Raw genomic sequence first — 18,008 nt, 5'->3', positions numbered from 1 at the left:
CTCCCACAGGGAATGGGTGTGTACCCACTGCACCGGCTGTCAGGCGGAACGTTGTTCCACTGCGTGCAGCGCCGGTTCGACCTCGGCGACGCTGTAGCGGTTGGCCGGCACCTCCAGGCCCAGGTTGTCGCGCAGGGTGTGGCCGGTGTACTCGGTGCGGAACAGGCCGCGCTGCTGCAGCACCGGCACCACCAGTTCGGTGAAGTATTGCAGGCCGTCAGGCAGTACCGAGTTGATGATGAAGCCGTCGCTGGCGCCGGTTTCGAACCAGGTCTGGATCGCGTCGGCGACTTGTTCCGGGGTGCCGACAAAATCGCGCTTGGGCCGTGAAAAGCGCAGGGCCACTTCGCGCAAGGTCAGACCTTCATCCCTGGCCAATTGCTTGATGCGGTCGGAACCGCCTTTCTGGCTGTTGGCGCCCAGGTCGCCGAGCTCGGGGAACGGCGCATCCAGCGGGTATTGGCTGAAATCATGGTCATTGAACGGGCGGCCAAGGGCGACGATGGCGTCTTCGATGGACACCAGTTCCACGGCCTGCTGATAGCGGCTTTCCACCTCAGCCGCGTCACGCCCGACAATCGGGCGAATGCCCGGCAGGATCGACAGGCTGGCGGCGTCACGGCCAAACCCTGTGGCGCGGCGTTTCAGGTCGGCGGTGTAGGTTTTGGCTTCTTCGATGGATTCAACGTGCACGAAAATCGCATCGGAATGTTCGGCGGCAAAGTTGCGCCCGTCTTCGGAAGTGCCCGCCTGAAAAATCACCGGTTGGCCCTGGCGCGAACGGGCGATGTTCAGTGGGCCTTTCACCGAGAAAAATTCGCCCTTGTGGTTCAGCGCATGCAGCTTGTGCGGGGTGAAAAACTCGCCGCTTTGCTTGTTGTAGGCAAACGCGTCGTCTTCCCACGAGTCCCACAGGCCTTTGACTACATTGAGGTGTTCCCTGGCGATGCGGTAGCGCACGGCGTGGGGCGGATGCTCGGCCTTGCCGAAGTTGTCGGCGGTGCCGCTGAGCCAGGAAGTGACCACGTTCCAGCCGGCGCGGCCACCGCTGATATGGTCCAAAGAGGCGAACTGACGGGCCACCTGATAGGGCTCGGTGTAGCTGACGGTGACGGTGGCGACCAGGCCGATATTCGTCGTCAGTGCGGCGAGGGCCGAAAGGATGGTCAGCGGCTCGAAACGGTTGAGGTAATGGGGGCTGGATTTGGCGTGGATGTGCAGGCTGTCGGCAATGAACACGAAGTCAAATTTGGCGGCTTCGGCCAGTTGCGTCTGCTGTTTGTAGAACGCAAAGCTGGTGCTGGCGTTCGGTTGCGCCTGCGGGTGGCGCCATTCGCCCCAGCCGTGGCCGACACCGTGGACCATGGCGCCGAGTTTCAAATGGCGAGGCTTCAATGGATGTGGCTTGCTCATGTTCTGCTCCTGTTAGCGCGAGGCTTGGGAAAGAGGGACGCGCTTGGCGTTAAAGCTCTTGTCGAATCCTTGGGACACATCGATATGTTTGTTGATCAGGCCTTCCTGTTCATAGGTGTCGGCGGTGGCTTGCAGGCCGCTGATCACGCTGTCGTCGATGGTGACCGGGCTCAGGTGAGTGTCCTTGGCCACCGCGAGGTGCACGGCCAGGGGCAGGCCGGTGATTTTCGCCTGGGCGGCGGCGTACTCATCCGGGTGTGCGTTGGCCCAGGCATACGCACGGTCCACACGGGCCACAAAGTCATCCAGTTGCACGCGCTTGTCGGCGATGGCCTGGCCGGTGGCGGCGAAATACAGGTGGTTGCTCAACAGCGTGTTGCCGCTGATCAGTACGCGGGCCTGGCTTTGCGAGGTCACCACGGTGGTGTACGGGTCCCAGGTGGCCCAGGCGTCGACGGTGCCGTTGTCCAGCACCAGACGCGATTCGGCCGGCAGCAGGAACACAAACTCGACGTCCCTGGAACTCAGGCCCGCGCTGGCCAGCGCCTTGAGTGCCAGGTAATGGCCGATGGAACCGCGCCCGGTGACGATTTTCTTGCCCTTGAGATCAGCCACGGTCTTGATCGGTGAATCCTTGGGCACCAGCAGCGCGGTGGTGTTGCGCCCTTCGGCGTGGATGATGCTGACCACCTTGAGCGAGGCACCGGCGCCGAGGGCGAACACGTAAGGCGCATCGCCCAGGGCGCCCACATCCACTGCGCCTGCGTTCAAGGCTTCACCCAGCGGCGAGGCGGACGGGAACTCCGACCAGCGGATTTCGTAGGGCACATGCTGGGTTTCGCCAGAGGCTTCCAGCAAGGCCTTGATCGTGGATTTCTGATTGGCCACGCGCAGTGGTTGCAAGTCGGCGGCGGTGACGCTGCCGAGCAGGCCGAAGGCGAGGGCAGTGCCCAGGAGCAAGCGTTTGAAAGGGGTGGTAAAGACCATGGCGTGCAGGCTCCAGGCAAAACGAATAAGGGTTGGCTACCTCCGCCTGGAGAAGGGGTCGGTGTGTAGATTCACGTTATTCCCATAAAAACCCGCTGTGAAGTTCTTTTTGGTTATATGTTAATTATTAAAATATTTGATTATGTTCTTATTGATTATTCTGTATTTGCATTTGAATGGGCGCTACGAGCGAGTGCAAACCGCGCCTTCATTTCGTGACGAGCAGGCTTGCCTGCGTTGGGGGGGGCGCAGCGGCCCCAATGACAGCAATGCATTTTTGCTGGCAGGGCGGGAGGCACGAGGAGATTCCTGAGAACACTGCGATTGCTGTGGGAGCTGGCTTGCCTGCGATGGCGGTGTGTCAGCCACCAATGTTTCGGCCGAAGGAACGCTATCGCAGGCAAGCCAGCTCCCACAAAAGGGGGGCAGGCAGGCTGGGCGGGGTCAGATCACGTAGAAACCGTGGGTGCCGTCGCGAGCCAGTTGCTCGACCAGGCCGAACTCCCAGTCCAAGTAGGCCTGCATGGCTTCTTTGGGGCTGTCGGTGCCTTCGTACGGGCGGCGGTAGCGGTCGATGCGCGGGGAGGCCAGGCGGGTTTCGCCTTCTTCCAGCGGCAGCTTTTCGGCGATCCAGTTCAGGGTGCCGCCTTGCAGCAGGAACACGGGCTTGCCGGTGAGGGCTTCGACTTCGGCCACGGCCAGGCGCGCCAGTTGGCTGGTGCCGCAGGTCAGCACATAGCGGTCGGCGGCAGGCACTTTGGCCAGGGCTTCGGGCAATTGCGCGCGCAAGGCCCAGAAGGCTCCGGGGATATGGCGTTTGACGTAGTTGGCGCTCGGGGTGAAGTCCAGCACTGCCGTGTCGCCGTGGGTCAACCAGTCGGCAAGGGTGTGCGGGCTGATCGGTTCGGCTTGCGGCGGTGCCGGCACCGGCGCGACCCAGGCACCTGTTTCGCTGAAATTCGCCGGTTGCAGGTCGTCCAGCACATGCACTTCCCACCCCAGTTGGGCGAGCCAGGAGGCGGACATGTTGGCCCGCACACCATCGTCATCGGCCAGCACCAGCCGCGCACCGCGCACGCTGGCGACGTGGTCGGTCTCCTGCACCAATTGGCCGCCGGGCGTTGAGCGCGCGCCGGGTAAATGGCCGGCTTCGAATTCTTCCGGGGTGCGCACATCGAAGAGGTAGGTGGTGCGCGTCGCGTCTTGCTGCCAGCCCTGCAGGTCAGCGAGGGTCGCGCGGCCAACCCGGGCCTTGTCGGCGACGCGGCGTGCATCCCGGGCCGCAATCTGGCGGTGCTCTTCGGACGTGGGTGCAAAGCGGCGCGACTGACCATGGGCAAGTTTCTGCCCGGCCAGGGTCCAGCCGATGGTGCCGTTGCGCAGCGCCGACACCGGGTTCGCCACGCCGGCATTGATCAGCGATTGGGTGCCGATGATGCTGCGGGTACGCCCGGCGCAATTGACGATGATGCGGGTGGCCGGGTCCGGTGCCAGTTCTCGGGCGCGCAGCACCAGCTCGGCACCGGGTACGCTGATGCCGGTGGGAATGCTCATGGTCTGGTATTCGTCGAAACGGCGGGCATCCAGCACCACCACGTCGGCCTGGTTGTCGAGCAACGCCTGCACTTCTTCGGCGGCCAGGGACGGCGTGTGCCGCTCGCTTTCAACCAGTTCACCAAAGGCCTTGCTTGGCACGTTTACATCGATAAACAGCTCGCCACCGGCCCGCCGCCAACCGTCAAGGCCGCCTTCGAGCAGGCTGACATCGCTATAGCCCAGTTCCAGCAAGCGCTCGGCCGCCCGCGCCGCCAGGCCTTCGCCGTTGTCGTAGACCGTGATCCGGGTATCGCGGCGAGGGATGCGCGAATACACCTCCAGCTCCAATTTGGACAGCGGGATATTGGCCGCGAACAACGGGTGGGATTCGGCAAACGGCGCCTCTTCGCGCACGTCCACGAGGGCGACTTCCTGGTGGTCCAACAGGGCCTGGCGGATCTGCGCAAAGCGGCGGGTCGATACGGTGGTCATAGGGCAGGGCTCTTTTCTTTGGACAAATCCCAGATATTCGGGAGGTAAGCGTTGGAGTAACCGGAGATAAACAGTTTCTCGCTGCCGTCGGGCTGGTACACCGCACGGCGAACGGCGCCGATATTGGCGCCGTACACATGAATACTGATCGACACCTTGTCGCTGTAGGCATTACTGACCTGATGGATATCACCGACCTTGGGCGACACGGCCTCAACCTGACCCGGCACCAATTGAACCGGCTTGCCTTCGGCGATCAGGCGGCCATCCGGCGCGCGCTCAAAGCCCTGGGAAAACTCGGAACCGCGCAGCATGCCGATCAGGCCCCACACGCGGTGGTCGTGAATCGGTGTGGTCTGGCCCGGCCCCCACACAAAGCTGACGATGCTGAAGCGCTGGCGCGAGTCGGCATGCAGCAAAAATTGCTGATAGCGCTCGGGGTCGGGCTGGGCGTATTCGTCGGGGAGCCAGTCGTCATGGCTCACCAGTTGCGCGAGGAGTCTGCCGCCACGGTGCAGCAGGTCGCCTTCCCGTGGGTTGCCGTCGATCAGTTCCGCCAGGGCGCCTATGAAGGCTCTCAATCTTTCGGGGTGTCGGGCCTGGGTCATGGCAATTCCGTCGGTCTGTGTTGATGGGTTTATCTAAGCATAATGTTTATGGTTAATATGCTATTTTTTAATGATTAGCTTATAGCTGGAGGTAATTTAGAACCGGTCTGAATAGCGTTAGACGTTATCGATCACAGCGCGGGCTATCCAGACAGCGTGGCGACAACTATGCTTGGCGCACATCTTAATGACTGTTCTCTATGTGCGGCCCAAATGAAAATTGACGATATCGATGCCTTTGTCGAAGTGATTCGTTGCCAGTCCATCAGCCACGCCGCCGAGTCGTTGCAACTGACCCAGCCGGCCATTACCCGCCGTGTGCAGAACTTCGAGCAAGCGCTGGGGGTGGAGCTGTTCGACCGCAATACCAAGCCCCTCAAGCCTACGCTTATCGGCACCCGCGTTTATGAACAATGCCGGCTGATCCTGCGTGAAATGGATGCCCTGCGCGAGCTGGTGGCCACCGATGCGCCGCCCACCGGCCTGCTGCGCCTGGGCGTGCCGCAGACCATCGGTGACGTGGTGTTGCTCGATGCGCTCAAGCACTTGCGCACCGAATACCCTGACCTGCGCGCCCAAGTGGCGACGGGGTGGGGCAGCCAATTGGTCGGCAAGATCGAGCGCGGCGAGCTGGACGCCGCGGCGGCGCTGTTTCCGGCAGGCAAGATTTTCCCGGACAACATCGTCGGCCAATCCGTCGGCAAGATGGAGCTGGTGGCGGTGTGCGCCCTATCCCAACTGCCGAAAAAGCCGTGCAAGCTGGCGGATGTGTACCAGAATGGCTGGATTCTCAACCCGGATGGCTGCGGTTTCCGCGCGGGGTTGCAGCGCACCTTGTCGGATCAGGGCCTGGCGTTGCGGGTGAACCTGGAGACGTTCGGCACCGAACTGCAATTGGGCCTGGTGGCGGACGGTTTGGGGCTGGGGCTGGTGCCGCGCCCGTTGCTGGAGCGCAGCGCGCACCGTGAGCAATTGGCGGTGATGCCGCTCAAGGACTTCAAGCCGGTGATGGATTTGTGGCTGATCTACCCGCATTTTCTCGGCAACCTGCAGGGGCCGGTGGATGCGTTCGGCGAGTGGGTGGCTGCCTCTTTGCATAAAGTCCCTGACGCCGCCTGAGTCCTCTTGTGGGAGCTGGCTTGTGTGGGAGCTGGCTTGCCTGCGATGCCGTCACCTCGGTGTATCAGCTGCACTGCGACGATGCTGTCGCAGGCAAGCCAGCTCCCACAGGTGTTCTGTGTTGTGACTTTTTATATGAAAAAAAATAATAATTAGCTTAGATTAAAATGTGCTTTTTATTATTTTTCGGCATCCCCTAGGCTGCCTGGAAGTCCTTAAGGCCATCCAGGAAGTTTTGCCATGAGCAGCGTCACCTCGCTATCGAGTGTCTCCAGTAACGTCCGCCAGCGCGTCACGCCAGAAGAGTGGGAAGTGCGCGTCAAACTGGCCGCGGCCTATCGACTGGCGGCCTTGTACAAATGGACCGACCACATCTACACGCACTTTTCCGCCCGCGTACCGGGGCCGGAGGAGCATTTCCTGATCAATGCCTTTGGCTTGTTGTTTGATGAAATCAGCGCTTCCAACCTGGTCAAGGTCGACCTCGACGGCACCATCGTCGACGACCCGACCGGGTTGGGCATCAACTACGCAGGGTACGTGATTCACAGTGCCATCCATGGTGCGCGCCCTGATCTGCAAGCGGTGCTGCACACGCATACCCGCGACGGCATTGCCGTGTCGGCGCAGAAAGACGGCTTGTTGCCGATTTCCCAACATTCCATCGCATTCTCCGGACGCGTCGCGTACCACGGCTATGAAGGTGTGGCGCTGGACCTGGACGAGCGTGAGCGGCTGGTGGCGGACCTGGGCGACAAGAGCGTGATGATTTTGCGCAATCATGGCCTGCTGACGGCGGGCGTGAGCGTTGAACATGCGTTTCAGCAACTGCAAGGGTTGGAGCGCGCGTGCAATATCCAGATTGCGGCGCAGGCGGGGGGGAACGCGGAGTTGATCTTCCCGCCAGCCGAGGTGGTGGCCAAGGTGGAACAACAGGCCAAGGTGTTCAGCAACGGTGAAGGGCCGGGGGTGGCCAGGCATTGGAATGCGCTGATTCGGCAGTTGGAGCGTACGGATACGGACTACAAAACCTGAGCTGGGAACCTGTGGGAGCTGGCTTGCCTGCGATGACATCAACTGAGTGTGCCTGACACACTGCGGTGTCTGCATCGCAGGCAAGCCAGCTCCCACAGGGTGTATTGCGCTTTAATTGGTCGGCACCAAAAACGCCGCCTCCAGCAACTGCCGGGTATAGGCATGCTGCGGATCCGCAAAAATCGCCTGCGCATCCCCCTGTTCCACCACCTGCCCATGCTTGACCACCATCAACTGGTGACTCAACGCCTTCACCACCGCCAAGTCATGGCTGATGAACAGGTAGGTCAAGTTGTACTTGGCCTGCAGTCCTCGCAACAACTCCACCACCTGGCGTTGCACCGTGCGGTCCAGCGCCGAGGTCGGTTCGTCCAGCAGAATCAGGCGCGGCTTGAGCACCAGGGCACGGGCGATGGCGATACGCTGGCGCTGCCCCCCGGAAAACTCGTGGGGGTAACGGTGGCGTGAATCCGGGTCCAGGCCGACTTCCTTGAGTGCCGCGATAATTGCCGCTTCCTGCTCGGCGGGTGTGCCCATCTTGTGGATGCGCAGGCCTTCGCCGACGATCTCGCTGACGCACATGCGTGGGCTCAGCGAGCCGAAGGGGTCCTGGAACACCACCTGCATTTCCCGGCGCAACGGTCGCACCTGTTGCTGGCTGAGTGTATCCAGTTGCTGACCTTCGAAACGGATCCCGCCCTTGCTGCCGATCAGGCGCAGGATCGCCAAACCCAATGTGGACTTGCCCGAGCCGCTCTCGCCCACAATGCCCAGGGTTTGCCCCTGGGGCAGGCTGAAGTTGATGCCATCCACCGCCTTGACGTAATCCACGGTGTTGCGCAAAAAGCCTTTCTTGATCGGAAACCAGACCTTCAGGTTATCCACTTCCAGCAACGGTGCCCCGACGTCATTGGTCGCCGGCCCACCGCTGGGTTCAGCTGCCAGCAGTTCCTGGGTGTAAGGGTGCTGCGGCGCCTGGAACAGCGTTTCGCACTCCGCCTGCTCGACGATGCAGCCTTTTTGCATCACGCACACGCGGTGAGCGATGCGGCGTACCAGATTCAAGTCGTGGCTGATCAGCAGCAGCGCCATGCCCAGGCGTGCCTGCAATTCCTTGAGCAGTTCAAGAATCTTCAACTGCACCGTCACATCGAGGGCGGTGGTCGGCTCGTCGGCGATCAACAGTTCCGGCTCATTGGCCAGGGCCATGGCGATCATCACCCGTTGGCGTTGGCCGCCGGAGAGCTCATGGGGCAGGGCTTTGAGGCGTTTGTGAGGCTCAGGGATGCCCACCAGCTCCAGCAGTTCCAGCGTACGCTGGGTGGCCACCTTGCCTTGCAGCCCCTTGTGCAGACCGAGCACTTCGTTGATTTGCTTCTCGATCGAATGCAGCGGGTTCAGCGAGGTCATCGGCTCCTGGAAAATCATCGCGATGCGGTTGCCGCGAATGTGCCGGATGGTTTTTTCTTTCAGCTTCAGCAAGTCCTGCCCGGCATAGTGAATGGTGCCGCAGGGATGCCGCGCCAGCGGGTAGGGCAGCAGGCGCAGGATCGAATGCGCCGTCACCGACTTGCCCGAACCGCTTTCGCCGACCAGGGCCAGGGTCTCGCCCCGCTTGATATCGAAGCTGACGTTGTTGACCACGCGGTGGTGATGTTCGCCCGTGACGAACTCGACGCTGAGGTCGCGGACTTCGATCAGATTGTCCTGATTCATCTCATTTCCTCGGGTCGAAGGCATCGCGAGCGGACTCGCCGATAAACACCAGCAAACTCAACATGATCGCCAGCACCGCAAAGGCGCTCATGCCCAGCCACGGTGCTTGCAGGTTGGATTTGCCCTGGGCCACCAGTTCGCCCAGCGACGGCGAGCCGGCCGGCAGGCCAAAACCGAGGAAGTCGAGGGCGGTGAGGGTGCCGATGGCGCCGGTCAGAATGAAGGGCATGAAGGTCATGGTCGACACCATCGCATTGGGCAGGATATGCCGGAACATGATCGCGCCGTTCTGCATGCCCAGCGCTCGCGCCGCACGTACATATTCGAGGTTGCGCCCGCGCAGGAACTCGGCACGCACCACGTCCACCAGGCTCATCCAGGAAAACAGCAGCATGATCCCCAACAACCACCAGAAGTTGGGTTGCACGAAGCTGGCGAGGATGATCAGCAGGTACAGCACCGGCAGGCCGGACCAGATTTCCAGGAACCGTTGCCCGGCCAGATCGACCCAGCCGCCATAGAAACCCTGCAAGGCTCCGGCGATCACGCCGATGATCGAGCTGAGCACGGTCAAGGTCAGTGCGAAGAGTACCGATACACGAAAGCCATAGATGACCCGCGCCAGGACGTCGCGGCCCTGGTCATCGGTGCCCAGCAGGTTGACGCTCGACGGCGGCGCCGGTGCAGGCACCTTCAGGTCGTAATTGATGCTCTGGTAGCTGAACGGGATGGGCGCCCACAAGGTCCAGGCATCCTTGGCCTTGAGCAATTCCTGGATGTACGGGCTCTTGTAGTTGGCCTCCAGCGGGAACTCGCCGCCGAAAGTGGTTTCCGGGTAGCGTTTGAGCGCCGGGAAATACCAGCCGCCGTCGAAATGCACGGCCAGCGGCTTGTCGTTGGCGATCAGTTCGGCGCCCAGGCTGAGCACGAACAGGATCAGAAACAGCCACAGCGACCACCAGCCACGTTTGTTGGCCTTGAAACGCTCGAACCGACGGCGATTGAGGGGGGACAGGTTCATCTCAATGCTCCCGGCTGGCGAAGTCGATACGTGGATCGACCAGGGTGTAGGTGAGGTCGCCGATCAGCTTCACCACCAGCCCCAGCAGGGTGAAGATGAAGAGGGTGCCGAACACCACCGGGTAGTCGCGGTTGATCGCCGCTTCGAAGCTCATCAGGCCCAGGCCGTCGAGGGAGAAGATCACTTCCACCAGCAGGGAGCCGGTGAAGAAAATCCCGATGAAGGCCGAAGGGAAACCGGCGATCACCAGCAGCATCGCATTGCGGAACACATGGCCGTAGAGCACGCGGTGATTGGTCAGGCCCTTGGCCTTGGCGGTGACTACGTACTGTTTGTTGATCTCGTCCAGAAAGCTGTTTTTGGTCAGCAGGGTCATGGTCGCGAAGTTGCCGATCACCAGCGCGGTGACAGGCAGGGCCAGGTGCCAGAAGTAATCGAGGATCTTGCCGCCCCAGCTCAGCTCTTCAAAGTTATTGGAGGTCAGCCCGCGCAAGGGAAACCAGTCGAGGTAACTGCCTCCGGCAAACACCACGATCAGCAGAATCGCAAACAGGAACGCCGGGATGGCGTAGCCGACGATGATTGCCGAGCTGGTCCACACATCGAAATGGCTGCCGTGTCGCGTGGCCTTGGCGATGCCCAGCGGAATGGACACCAGGTACATGATCAGCGTGCTCCACAACCCGAGGGAGATGGACACCGGCATCTTTTCCTTGATCAGGTCGATGACCTTGGCATCGCGGAAGAAGCTGTCGCCAAAATCCAGCCGGGCGTAATTCTTGACCATGATCCACAAGCGTTCCGGCGCCGACTTGTCGAAGCCGTACATCTTCTCGATTTCCTTGATCAGCGCCGGGTCCAGGCCTTGCGCGCCGCGGTAGCTGGAGCCGGCCACCGAGACTTCGGCACCGCCCCCGGCGATGCGGCTGGTGGCACCGTCGAAACCTTCGAGTTTGGCGATCATCTGTTCCACCGGGCCACCGGGGGCGGCCTGGATGATGACGAAGTTGATCAGCAGAATCCCGAACAGCGTGGGGATGATCAGCAACAGGCGGCGAAAGATATAGGCCAGCATTTAATCGCCTCCGCTCGCCGGATCGGCGTTTGTGCTTGTTTCAAGGGTGACGGCAGGTTTGGCGTCGGGCTTGGCCCACCAGGTGGCCGTGCCGACGTCGTAGCGCGGCGGGACTTCAGGGTGGCCCAAGTGGTCCCAGTACGCCACGCGGAAGGTCTTGATGTGCCAGTTGGGGATCACGTAGTAGCCAAATTGCAGCACGCGGTCGAGGGCCTTGGCATGGGCCACCAGGCTTTTGCGCGAGTCGGCGTCGATCAGTTCTTCAACCAGCTGGTCGATGGCCGGCTCCTTGAGGCCGATGTAATTGCGGCTGCCGGGTTTGTCGGCGCTGGAGGTTTTCCAGAACTCACGTTGTTCGTTACCCGGCGACGTGGATTGCGGGAAGCTGCCCACGACCATGTCGAAATCCCGCGAACGCACGCGGGTGATGTATTGGGAAACGTCAACCCGGCGAATCACCAGGTCGATGCCAAGGTCCGCCAGGTTGCGCTTGAAGGGCAGCAGCACCCGTTCAAACTCGGTCTGGGCCAGCAGGAACTCGATGGTCACCGGCTTGCCGGTGGTGTCGACCATCTTGTCGTCGACGATCTTCCAGCCAGCGGCTTGCAGCAATTGGTAAGCCTCGCGTTGCTGGGTGCGGATCATGCCGCTGCCATCGGTTCTGGCCGGTTCAAAGGCCTGGGTGAAGACTTCGGGCGGGATCTTGTCGCGCAGCGGTTCGAGGATCGCCAGTTCGTCCGGGCCGGGCAGGCCGGTGGCCGCCATTTCCGAATTTTCAAAATAACTGCGGCTGCGGGTGTAGGCGCCGTTGAACAGCTGCTTGTTGCTCCATTCGAAATCCAGCAACAGGCTGATGGCCTTGCGCACGCGCACATCCTGAAACATCGGCTTGCGGATGTTGAAGACAAACCCCTGCATGCCGGTGGGGTTGCCGTTGGGAATTTCTTCCTTGATCAGCCGGCCTTGGGTGACCGCCGGGATGTTGTAGGCGTTGGCCCAGTTCTTGGCGCTGAACTCCAGCCAATAATCAAACTGGCCGGCCTTCAACGCTTCCAGCGCCACGGTGCTGTCGCGGTAATAGTCCGTGATGCGGTTATCGAAGTTGTAGAAGCCCCGGGTGATCGGCAGGTCCTTGGCCCAATAGTCCTTGACCCGTTCGTAGCGCACCATGCGCCCCGGTTTGACTTCGGCCACCTTGTACGGCCCGCTGCCCAACGGTATTTCCAGGTTGCCCTTGGTGAAGTCGCGGGTTGCCCACCAATGTTTGGGCAATACCGGCAGTTGACCTAGGATCAACGGCAATTCGCGGTTGTTGGTGCGCTTGAACTTGAACAGCACGCGCAATGGGTCTTCGGCGATCACCTCATCAACATCGGCATAGTAGGTGCGATAAAGCGGCGAGCCGTCCTTGATCAGTGCCTGGAAGGTGAACACGACGTCTTCGGCGCGCATGGGGTGGCCGTCGTGGAAGCGTGCTTCAGGGCGCAGGTAGAAGCGGACCCAGCTGTTATCCGGGGCCTTTTCGATCTTGCCGGCGACCAGGCCGTATTCGGTGATGGGCTCGTCCAGGCTTTGCATGGCCAGGGTGTCGTAGATCAGTGGCAGGTTGTCCGCCGGCACACCCTTGCTGATGTAGGGGTTGAGGCTGTCGAAGCCGCCCATGCTCGACTCGCGGAAGGTGCCGCCCTTGGGCGCGTCCGGGTTCACGTAGTCGAAATGCTTGAAGTCGGCGGGGTACTTGGGGGGCTCGTTGTAGAGCGTCAGCGCGTGTTGCGGCGCGGCATGTGCCGCGCCGCACAGCAAAAGGCTGCCCAGCAAGGCAGTACGCAAAGACATCATTGGGCTTTCTCCGAAGCTTTCAGCCACCACGCGCTCAGCCCCAGGCTGTAGGGCGGCGTGGTCACAAAGGCGAACCGGTTGCGGTACGCCAGGCGATGATAGTTGAGGTACCAGTTGGGAATACTGTAGTGCTGCCACAGCAGCACGCGGTCCAGCGCGCGGCCGGCGGCCAGTTGCTCTTCGCGGGTCTTCGCCGCCAGCAGTTGCTCCAGCAGGCGGTCGACGACCGGGTTGGCGATGCCTGCGTAATTTTTGCTGCCCTTGATCGCCGCCTGGCTGGAGTGGAAATACTGCCACTGCTCAAGGCCGGGGCTGAGGGTTTGGTTGAGGGTGATCAGGATCATGTCGTAGTCGAACTGATCCAGGCGCTGCTTGTATTGCGCGCGGTCAACGGTGCGCAGGCGCGCGTCGATGCCGATGCTGATCAGGTTCTCGACATAGGGTTGCAGAATGCGCTCCAGGTTCGGGTTAACCAGCAGTATCTCGAAGCGCAGCGGCTGGCCGTCGCTGTTGAGCAAACGTTGCCCCGACAGTTTCCACCCGGCCTCGCCAAGCAGGGCGAGGGCACGGCGCATGGTCTCGCGCGGGATGCCGCGACCGTCGGTCTGCGGCAGGCTGAAGGGTTGGGTGAACAGGTTGGCCGGTAACTGGTCGCGGTAGGGCGAGAGCATCAGCCATTCGTGGCCCACCGGTACGCCGGTCGCCGAGAACTCGCTGTTGGGGTAGTAACTGAGGGTACGTTTATAGGCGCTGCTGAACAGGGTGCGGTTGGTCCACTCGAAGTCGAACATCAGCCCCAGGGCTTCGCGCACCTTGACCTGGCTGAAGGTCGGCCGCCGTGTGTTCATGAACAGGCCCTGGCTTTGTGTCGGGATCTGGTGGGCGATCTGCGCCTTGATCACGTCGCCCCGGTTCACGGCCGGGAAGGTGTAGCCGGTGGCCCAGTTCTTCGCCTGATGTTCGATATAGATGTCGAATTCGCCGGCCTTGAAGGCTTCGAAGGCCACGTCACTGTCGCGGTAGAATTCCACCTCGACCTTGTCGTAGTTGTACAAACCCTGATTGACCGGCAGGTCCTTGCCCCAGTAATCCTTGACCCGCTCGAACACCAGTTGGCGGCCGGGTGTGACTTTGGTGATGCGGTACGGCCCGCTGCCCAGGGGCGGCTCGAAGGTAGTGGCCTTGAAGTCGCGGTTTTTCCAGTAATGCTGGGGCAATACCGGCAACTCGCCGAGGCGCAGGATCAGCAGCGGGTTACCGGCGCGCTTGAACACGAAGCGGATGCGGTGGCGGTTGAGAATGTCGACCCGTGCCACTTCCTGCAGGTTGGTGCGGTATTGCGGGTGACCTTCGGTCAGCAGCGTACGATAGGAGAACGCCACGTCATAGGCAGTGATCGGCTTGCCGTCATGAAAGCGCGCTTCCGGGCGCAGGTTGAACACCACCCAACTGCGGTCTTCGCTGTATTCAACGGATTGGGCGATCAGCCCATAGCTGGAGGCAGGTTCGTCGCCGGAGGGCGCGTACTGGCCAGTGCCGACCATCAATGGCTCGTTCAGCTCATTGACGCCGTATTGCAGGAAATTGGGCGTGGAAACCGGGCTTGAGCCCTTGAAGGTATAAGGGTTGAGGGTGTCAAAAGTGCCAAATGCCATGACCCGCAATGTCCCGCCTTTGGGCGCTGCAGGGTTTACCCAGTCGAAGTGGGTGAATTTGGCCGGGTACTTGAGCGTGCCGAACTGCGTGTAACCGTGGCTCTCGGTAATCGTCGCGTTCGCAGCAAAGCTCAAGGCCAGACTTATTAGTAGAAGGAGGGGACGCTTCAAGTCAGAGATCCGATCCAGGCGGCTTGGGCTTTATGATCGGTACAGTAACAGCTTGTTCCGGTTGGAAAAAGGTTGTTGAAAACGTCAGCTTGAGGCTCGCTCAGGCTTGAGCCATGTGCAAAACAAATGTGGGAGCTGGCTTGCCTGCGATGGCCTCACCCCGGTGCTCCAGATGTACCGTGGTGATGCCATCGCAGGCAAGCCAGCTCCCACAAAAGTTAACGCGGGCCGGAAACCACCAGCATCTGCCCCGGCTTCAACGCCTGGCCGGTGCGCGGGTTCCAGCGCTTGAGATGTTGCATCTCAACGTTGAAACGCTTGGCAACAATGTACAGCGAGTCGCCTTTCTTGACCTTGTACTGCACGGGCTTTTTGCTGCTGGCCACGACCTTTCGCGTGTCCTGCATCACCAGGGTCTGGCCGACCTTGAGCGCCTGGCCGTTGAGCTTGTTCCAGCGCTGCAGGTCATGCACATCAACCTTGTTGGCCTTGGCGATCAGCGTGAGGTTGTCGCCGCTGCGTACCTTGTAATTGCGCGTACGCCCGGCCACCCGCGCGGTTTCAACTTCGTCGAACACCTGCTTTTTCGGGCGCATGGCCAGCAATTCTTCCGGCTTCATCGTCGAAAGGGTGCTGGTCAGCAGTTGCGCCTTGGAGCTGGGAACGAGCAAATGTTGCGGGCCGTCGAGGGTGGTGCGTTGTTTCAGCGCCGGGTTGAGCTGGAACAGTTCGTCTTCGTCGATTTCTGCCAGCGCGGCCACCCGTGACAGGTCCATGCTTTGCTTGACTTCAACCACTTCGAAATACGGCGTGTTGGCAATCGGGCTCAGGTTGACGCCGTAGGCCTCGGGGGCCAGCACCACCTGGGACAGCGCCAGGAACTTGGGCACATAGTCCTTGGTTTCCTGGGGCAGGGGCAGGTTCCAGTAGTCGGTTGGCAGGCCGAGCTTTTCGTTGCGCTCGATCGCCCGGCTCACGGTGCCTTCGCCGGCGTTGTAGGCCGCCAGGGCCAGCAGCCAGTCGCCGTTGAACATGTCATGCAGACGCGTCAGATAGTCCAGGGCGGCGGTGGTGGAAGCGGTGATGTCGCGACGGCCGTCGTAGGCGCGGGTCTGGCGCAGGTTGAAGTAGCGCCCGGTGGAGGGAATGAACTGCCACAAGCCGACCGCATCGCTGCGCGAATAGGCCATGGGGTTGTAGGCACTTTCAATTACTGGCAGCAGCGCCAGCTCCAGGGGCATGTTGCGTTCTTCAAGGCGTTCGACGATGTAATGAATGTAGAGGCTGCCGCGTTCGCCGGCGTTCTCCAGAAAGGACGGGTTGCTGGCGAACCACAAACGCTGTTGCTCGATGCGCGGGTTGACGCCCAGGCCGTCCTGTAATTGAAAGCCCCGTCGCATGCGTTCCCAGACATCCTGGGGGACTTCGGGGCTTGGCTTCTCTGAGAGCCAGATAGGTTTTTGCTTGATCTTGGCAGCAAGATTCGGTTTGGGTTGCACGGTGGATTGTGCAGCGAAATTTGTCGATTGGCAGCCCGCCAGAGTCGCGGAAACAGCCACCGCCACAGCTTGAGCCAGGCGGGTCAATGCGTCTGAAGAAATGGATTTACGAATAGATGACGACATTGGCTGGAAGTAAGTTCCGGGCAAAAATGTCGGGCGATTCTAGAAAGCGCTTGAGTTCCGGTCAACCATTCAGAAATTCCGTATCAGATTGCATCGGCTTAGAACTTATCTTTCCATGCCCTCAAGCTAGCAAACACCTCGGCCCCAGAGCGGTTGTCGCGCCCATTCCGTTCGTCCGCTTTTTGTTTAACGGATGTTTCGGCGGTCCGCAGAAAAGGGTTAGTGCGTTTTTCGAGAGCCAGGTTGGACGGCAACGTCATCTCGCCAGATGCACGCAATTGGTTGACGTTGGCCACTCGTTCGGCGATGTCTGCGTTATCGGGCTCCACGGCCTGGGCAAACTTAAGGTTACTTTGCGTGTACTCATGGGTGCAGTACACAAGGGTGCTGGCCGGGAGTGCGGCCAAGCGTTCCAGCGAAGTGTGCATCTGTTCGGGCGTGCCTTCGAACAGGCGTCCGCAACCGGCGGCGAACAGGGTATCGCCACAGAACAACACGCCCTCGTGGTAATAGGCGATATGGCCCAGGGTGTGGCCGGGCACGGCATAAACGTCGAAGTCCCAACCGAGCGCGGTAATGCGGTCGTTATCCTGCAAGTCCACGTCCCGCGCCGGAATGTTTTCGTTTGCCGGGCCGTAGACTCGGGCTCCGGTCGTGCTTTTGAGTTGCTCGACGCCGCCGACGTGATCATGGTGATGGTGAGTGATCAGGATGTCGCTCAAGGCCCAACCCGGGTTTTGCTTGAGCCAGGCCAGTACCGGCGCGGCATCGCCGGGGTCGACCACGGCGCAACGTCGGGTTTGCGGGTCTTGTAACAACCAGATGTAGTTATCGGTGAAGGCGGGCAGGGCACTGATCTGTATCATTCTTCGATTCGCCAAGCTGAACACATTGGTGCATCTTAGAACGTCCAGGCGAGTTGGAGAATGCAATGACTGATAAAGCGTTCGCCCAGGCCGATCCCGAGTGGCTGGCCCTGATCAGCGCGGCCCGCGATTGGCTGTCCGGGCCGATCGGGCAATTTCTGCTGGATGAAGAACGAAAAATGCTCGAAGACGAGCTGGGCCGGTTCTTTGGCGGCTATCTGGTGCATTACGGCCCGTCGGCGCAGACGCCACCGTCGGCGCCGCAGGTGCAACGCAATGTGCGTTTGGGCGCGCCATTGCCGGGCGTTGAAATTGTCTGCGAAGAACAGGCCTGGCCCTTGAGCGAACACGCTGCTGATGTGGTGGTGTTGCAACATGGCCTGGATTTCTGCCTGTCGCCCCATGGTTTGCTCCGCGAAGCCGCCAGCAGCGTGCGCCCGGGTGGCCATTTGCTGATTCTCGGCATCAACCCCTGGAGCAGTTGGGGGCTGCGCCATGTATTCGCCCATGATGGCCTGCGCCAGGCGCGCTGCATCTCGCCTTCGCGGGTGGCTGATTGGCTGAACCTGCTGGGCTTCGCGCTGGAGAAACGCCGCTTCGGGTGCTATCGTCCGCCGCTTGCGTCGACCAAGTGGCAAGGCCGCATGGCCGGCTGGGAACGCCGTGCGGGCACCTGGCAATTAGCGGGCGGCGGCTTCTATTTATTGGTCGCGCGCAAGATCGTGGTCGGGCTGCGGCCGGTGCGTCAGGTGCAGCGTCAGCCCATGGGTAAACTGGTGCCGATGCCGATGGCCAAGGTCAACCGCAAACAAAGCGATGCGTAACACCTCTTTTTTGATTTCAGACCCTG

The 18,008-nt window shown here is 61.1% G+C and carries 14 protein-coding genes; 3 read left to right on the top strand and 11 right to left on the bottom strand.

Annotated elements, in window-relative coordinates; genetic code table 11:
• Positions 1-39: 39 nt before the first annotated feature.
• The 4 genes from ATI14_RS24990 to ATI14_RS24975 form a co-directional block, all read right to left on the bottom strand.
• Complete coding sequence (locus tag ATI14_RS24990; protein ID WP_016972791.1) at positions 40-1,413, bottom strand: LLM class flavin-dependent oxidoreductase; 1,374 nt, start codon at positions 1,411-1,413, stop codon at positions 40-42.
• A gap of 12 nt (positions 1,414-1,425) precedes the next feature.
• Positions 1,426-2,400, bottom strand: a complete 975-nt coding sequence (locus ATI14_RS24985; RefSeq protein WP_080520031.1) for an ABC transporter substrate-binding protein — start codon at positions 2,398-2,400, stop codon at positions 1,426-1,428.
• Between the two features lie 444 nt (positions 2,401-2,844).
• Entirely contained in the window at positions 2,845-4,428 is a 1,584-nt protein-coding gene (locus tag ATI14_RS24980) for a rhodanese-related sulfurtransferase (RefSeq protein WP_016972790.1), read from the bottom strand.
• Positions 4,425-5,036, bottom strand: a complete 612-nt coding sequence (locus tag ATI14_RS24975; RefSeq protein WP_016972789.1) for a cysteine dioxygenase family protein — start codon at positions 5,034-5,036, stop codon at positions 4,425-4,427. The genes ATI14_RS24980 and ATI14_RS24975 overlap by 4 nt, the downstream gene beginning before the upstream one ends.
• Positions 5,037-5,249: 213 nt before the next feature.
• Between ATI14_RS24975 and ATI14_RS24970 the strand changes: the two genes are divergently transcribed.
• On the top strand, positions 5,250-6,155 hold the full coding sequence (locus ATI14_RS24970) for a LysR family transcriptional regulator (protein ID WP_016972788.1): 906 nt from the start codon (positions 5,250-5,252) through the stop codon (positions 6,153-6,155).
• A 240-nt stretch (positions 6,156-6,395) separates the two neighbouring features.
• A complete protein-coding gene (locus ATI14_RS24965) occupies positions 6,396-7,190 on the top strand; it encodes a class II aldolase/adducin family protein (RefSeq protein WP_016972787.1) in 795 nt (264 codons plus the stop codon).
• 111 nt (positions 7,191-7,301) lie between these two features.
• Here ATI14_RS24965 and ATI14_RS24955 read toward each other — a convergent pair whose 3' ends face one another.
• From ATI14_RS24955 to gloB, 7 genes are all read right to left on the bottom strand, one after another.
• On the bottom strand, positions 7,302-8,906 hold the full coding sequence (locus tag ATI14_RS24955; RefSeq protein WP_031320147.1) for an ABC transporter ATP-binding protein: 1,605 nt from the start codon (positions 8,904-8,906) through the stop codon (positions 7,302-7,304).
• Position 8,907: 1 nt separating this feature from the next.
• Positions 8,908-9,927 (bottom strand): ABC transporter permease, encoded by a 1,020-nt coding sequence (locus ATI14_RS24950; protein WP_016972786.1) that lies wholly within the window; start codon positions 9,925-9,927, stop codon positions 8,908-8,910.
• 1 nt (position 9,928) lies between these two features.
• The gene (locus ATI14_RS24945) at positions 9,929-11,002 is read right to left on the bottom strand and encodes a microcin C ABC transporter permease YejB (RefSeq protein WP_016972785.1); all 1,074 of its coding nucleotides are present in this window, start codon (positions 11,000-11,002) and stop codon (positions 9,929-9,931) included.
• Positions 11,003-12,841, bottom strand: coding sequence for an extracellular solute-binding protein (locus ATI14_RS24940; RefSeq protein WP_080520030.1), 1,839 nt, complete (start codon positions 12,839-12,841; stop codon positions 11,003-11,005). It lies immediately after the preceding gene.
• A complete protein-coding gene (locus ATI14_RS24935) occupies positions 12,838-14,667 on the bottom strand; it encodes an extracellular solute-binding protein (protein ID WP_016972783.1) in 1,830 nt (609 codons plus the stop codon). The genes ATI14_RS24940 and ATI14_RS24935 overlap by 4 nt, the downstream gene beginning before the upstream one ends.
• Positions 14,668-14,885: 218 nt before the next feature.
• Positions 14,886-16,292: a transglycosylase SLT domain-containing protein gene (locus ATI14_RS24930; protein WP_016972782.1), complete on the bottom strand. Its 1,407-nt coding sequence runs from the start codon at positions 16,290-16,292 to the stop codon at positions 14,886-14,888.
• A gap of 98 nt (positions 16,293-16,390) precedes the next feature.
• On the bottom strand, positions 16,391-17,158 hold the full coding sequence (gloB, locus tag ATI14_RS24925) for a hydroxyacylglutathione hydrolase (RefSeq protein WP_016972781.1): 768 nt from the start codon (positions 17,156-17,158) through the stop codon (positions 16,391-16,393).
• A 65-nt stretch (positions 17,159-17,223) separates the two neighbouring features.
• On the opposite strand from gloB, the gene ATI14_RS24920 reads away from it, so the two are divergent.
• Positions 17,224-17,982 carry a class I SAM-dependent methyltransferase gene (locus ATI14_RS24920; RefSeq protein ID WP_016972780.1) on the top strand — a complete coding sequence of 253 codons (759 nt, stop codon included), beginning with the start codon at positions 17,224-17,226 and terminating at the stop codon, positions 17,980-17,982.
• The last annotated feature ends 26 nt before the right edge of the window (positions 17,983-18,008 follow it).

Source organism: Pseudomonas tolaasii NCPPB 2192 (assembly GCF_002813445.1).
GTDB lineage: Bacteria > Pseudomonadota > Gammaproteobacteria > Pseudomonadales > Pseudomonadaceae > Aquipseudomonas > Aquipseudomonas tolaasii.
This window is presented reverse-complemented; position numbering and strand designations above follow the sequence as displayed.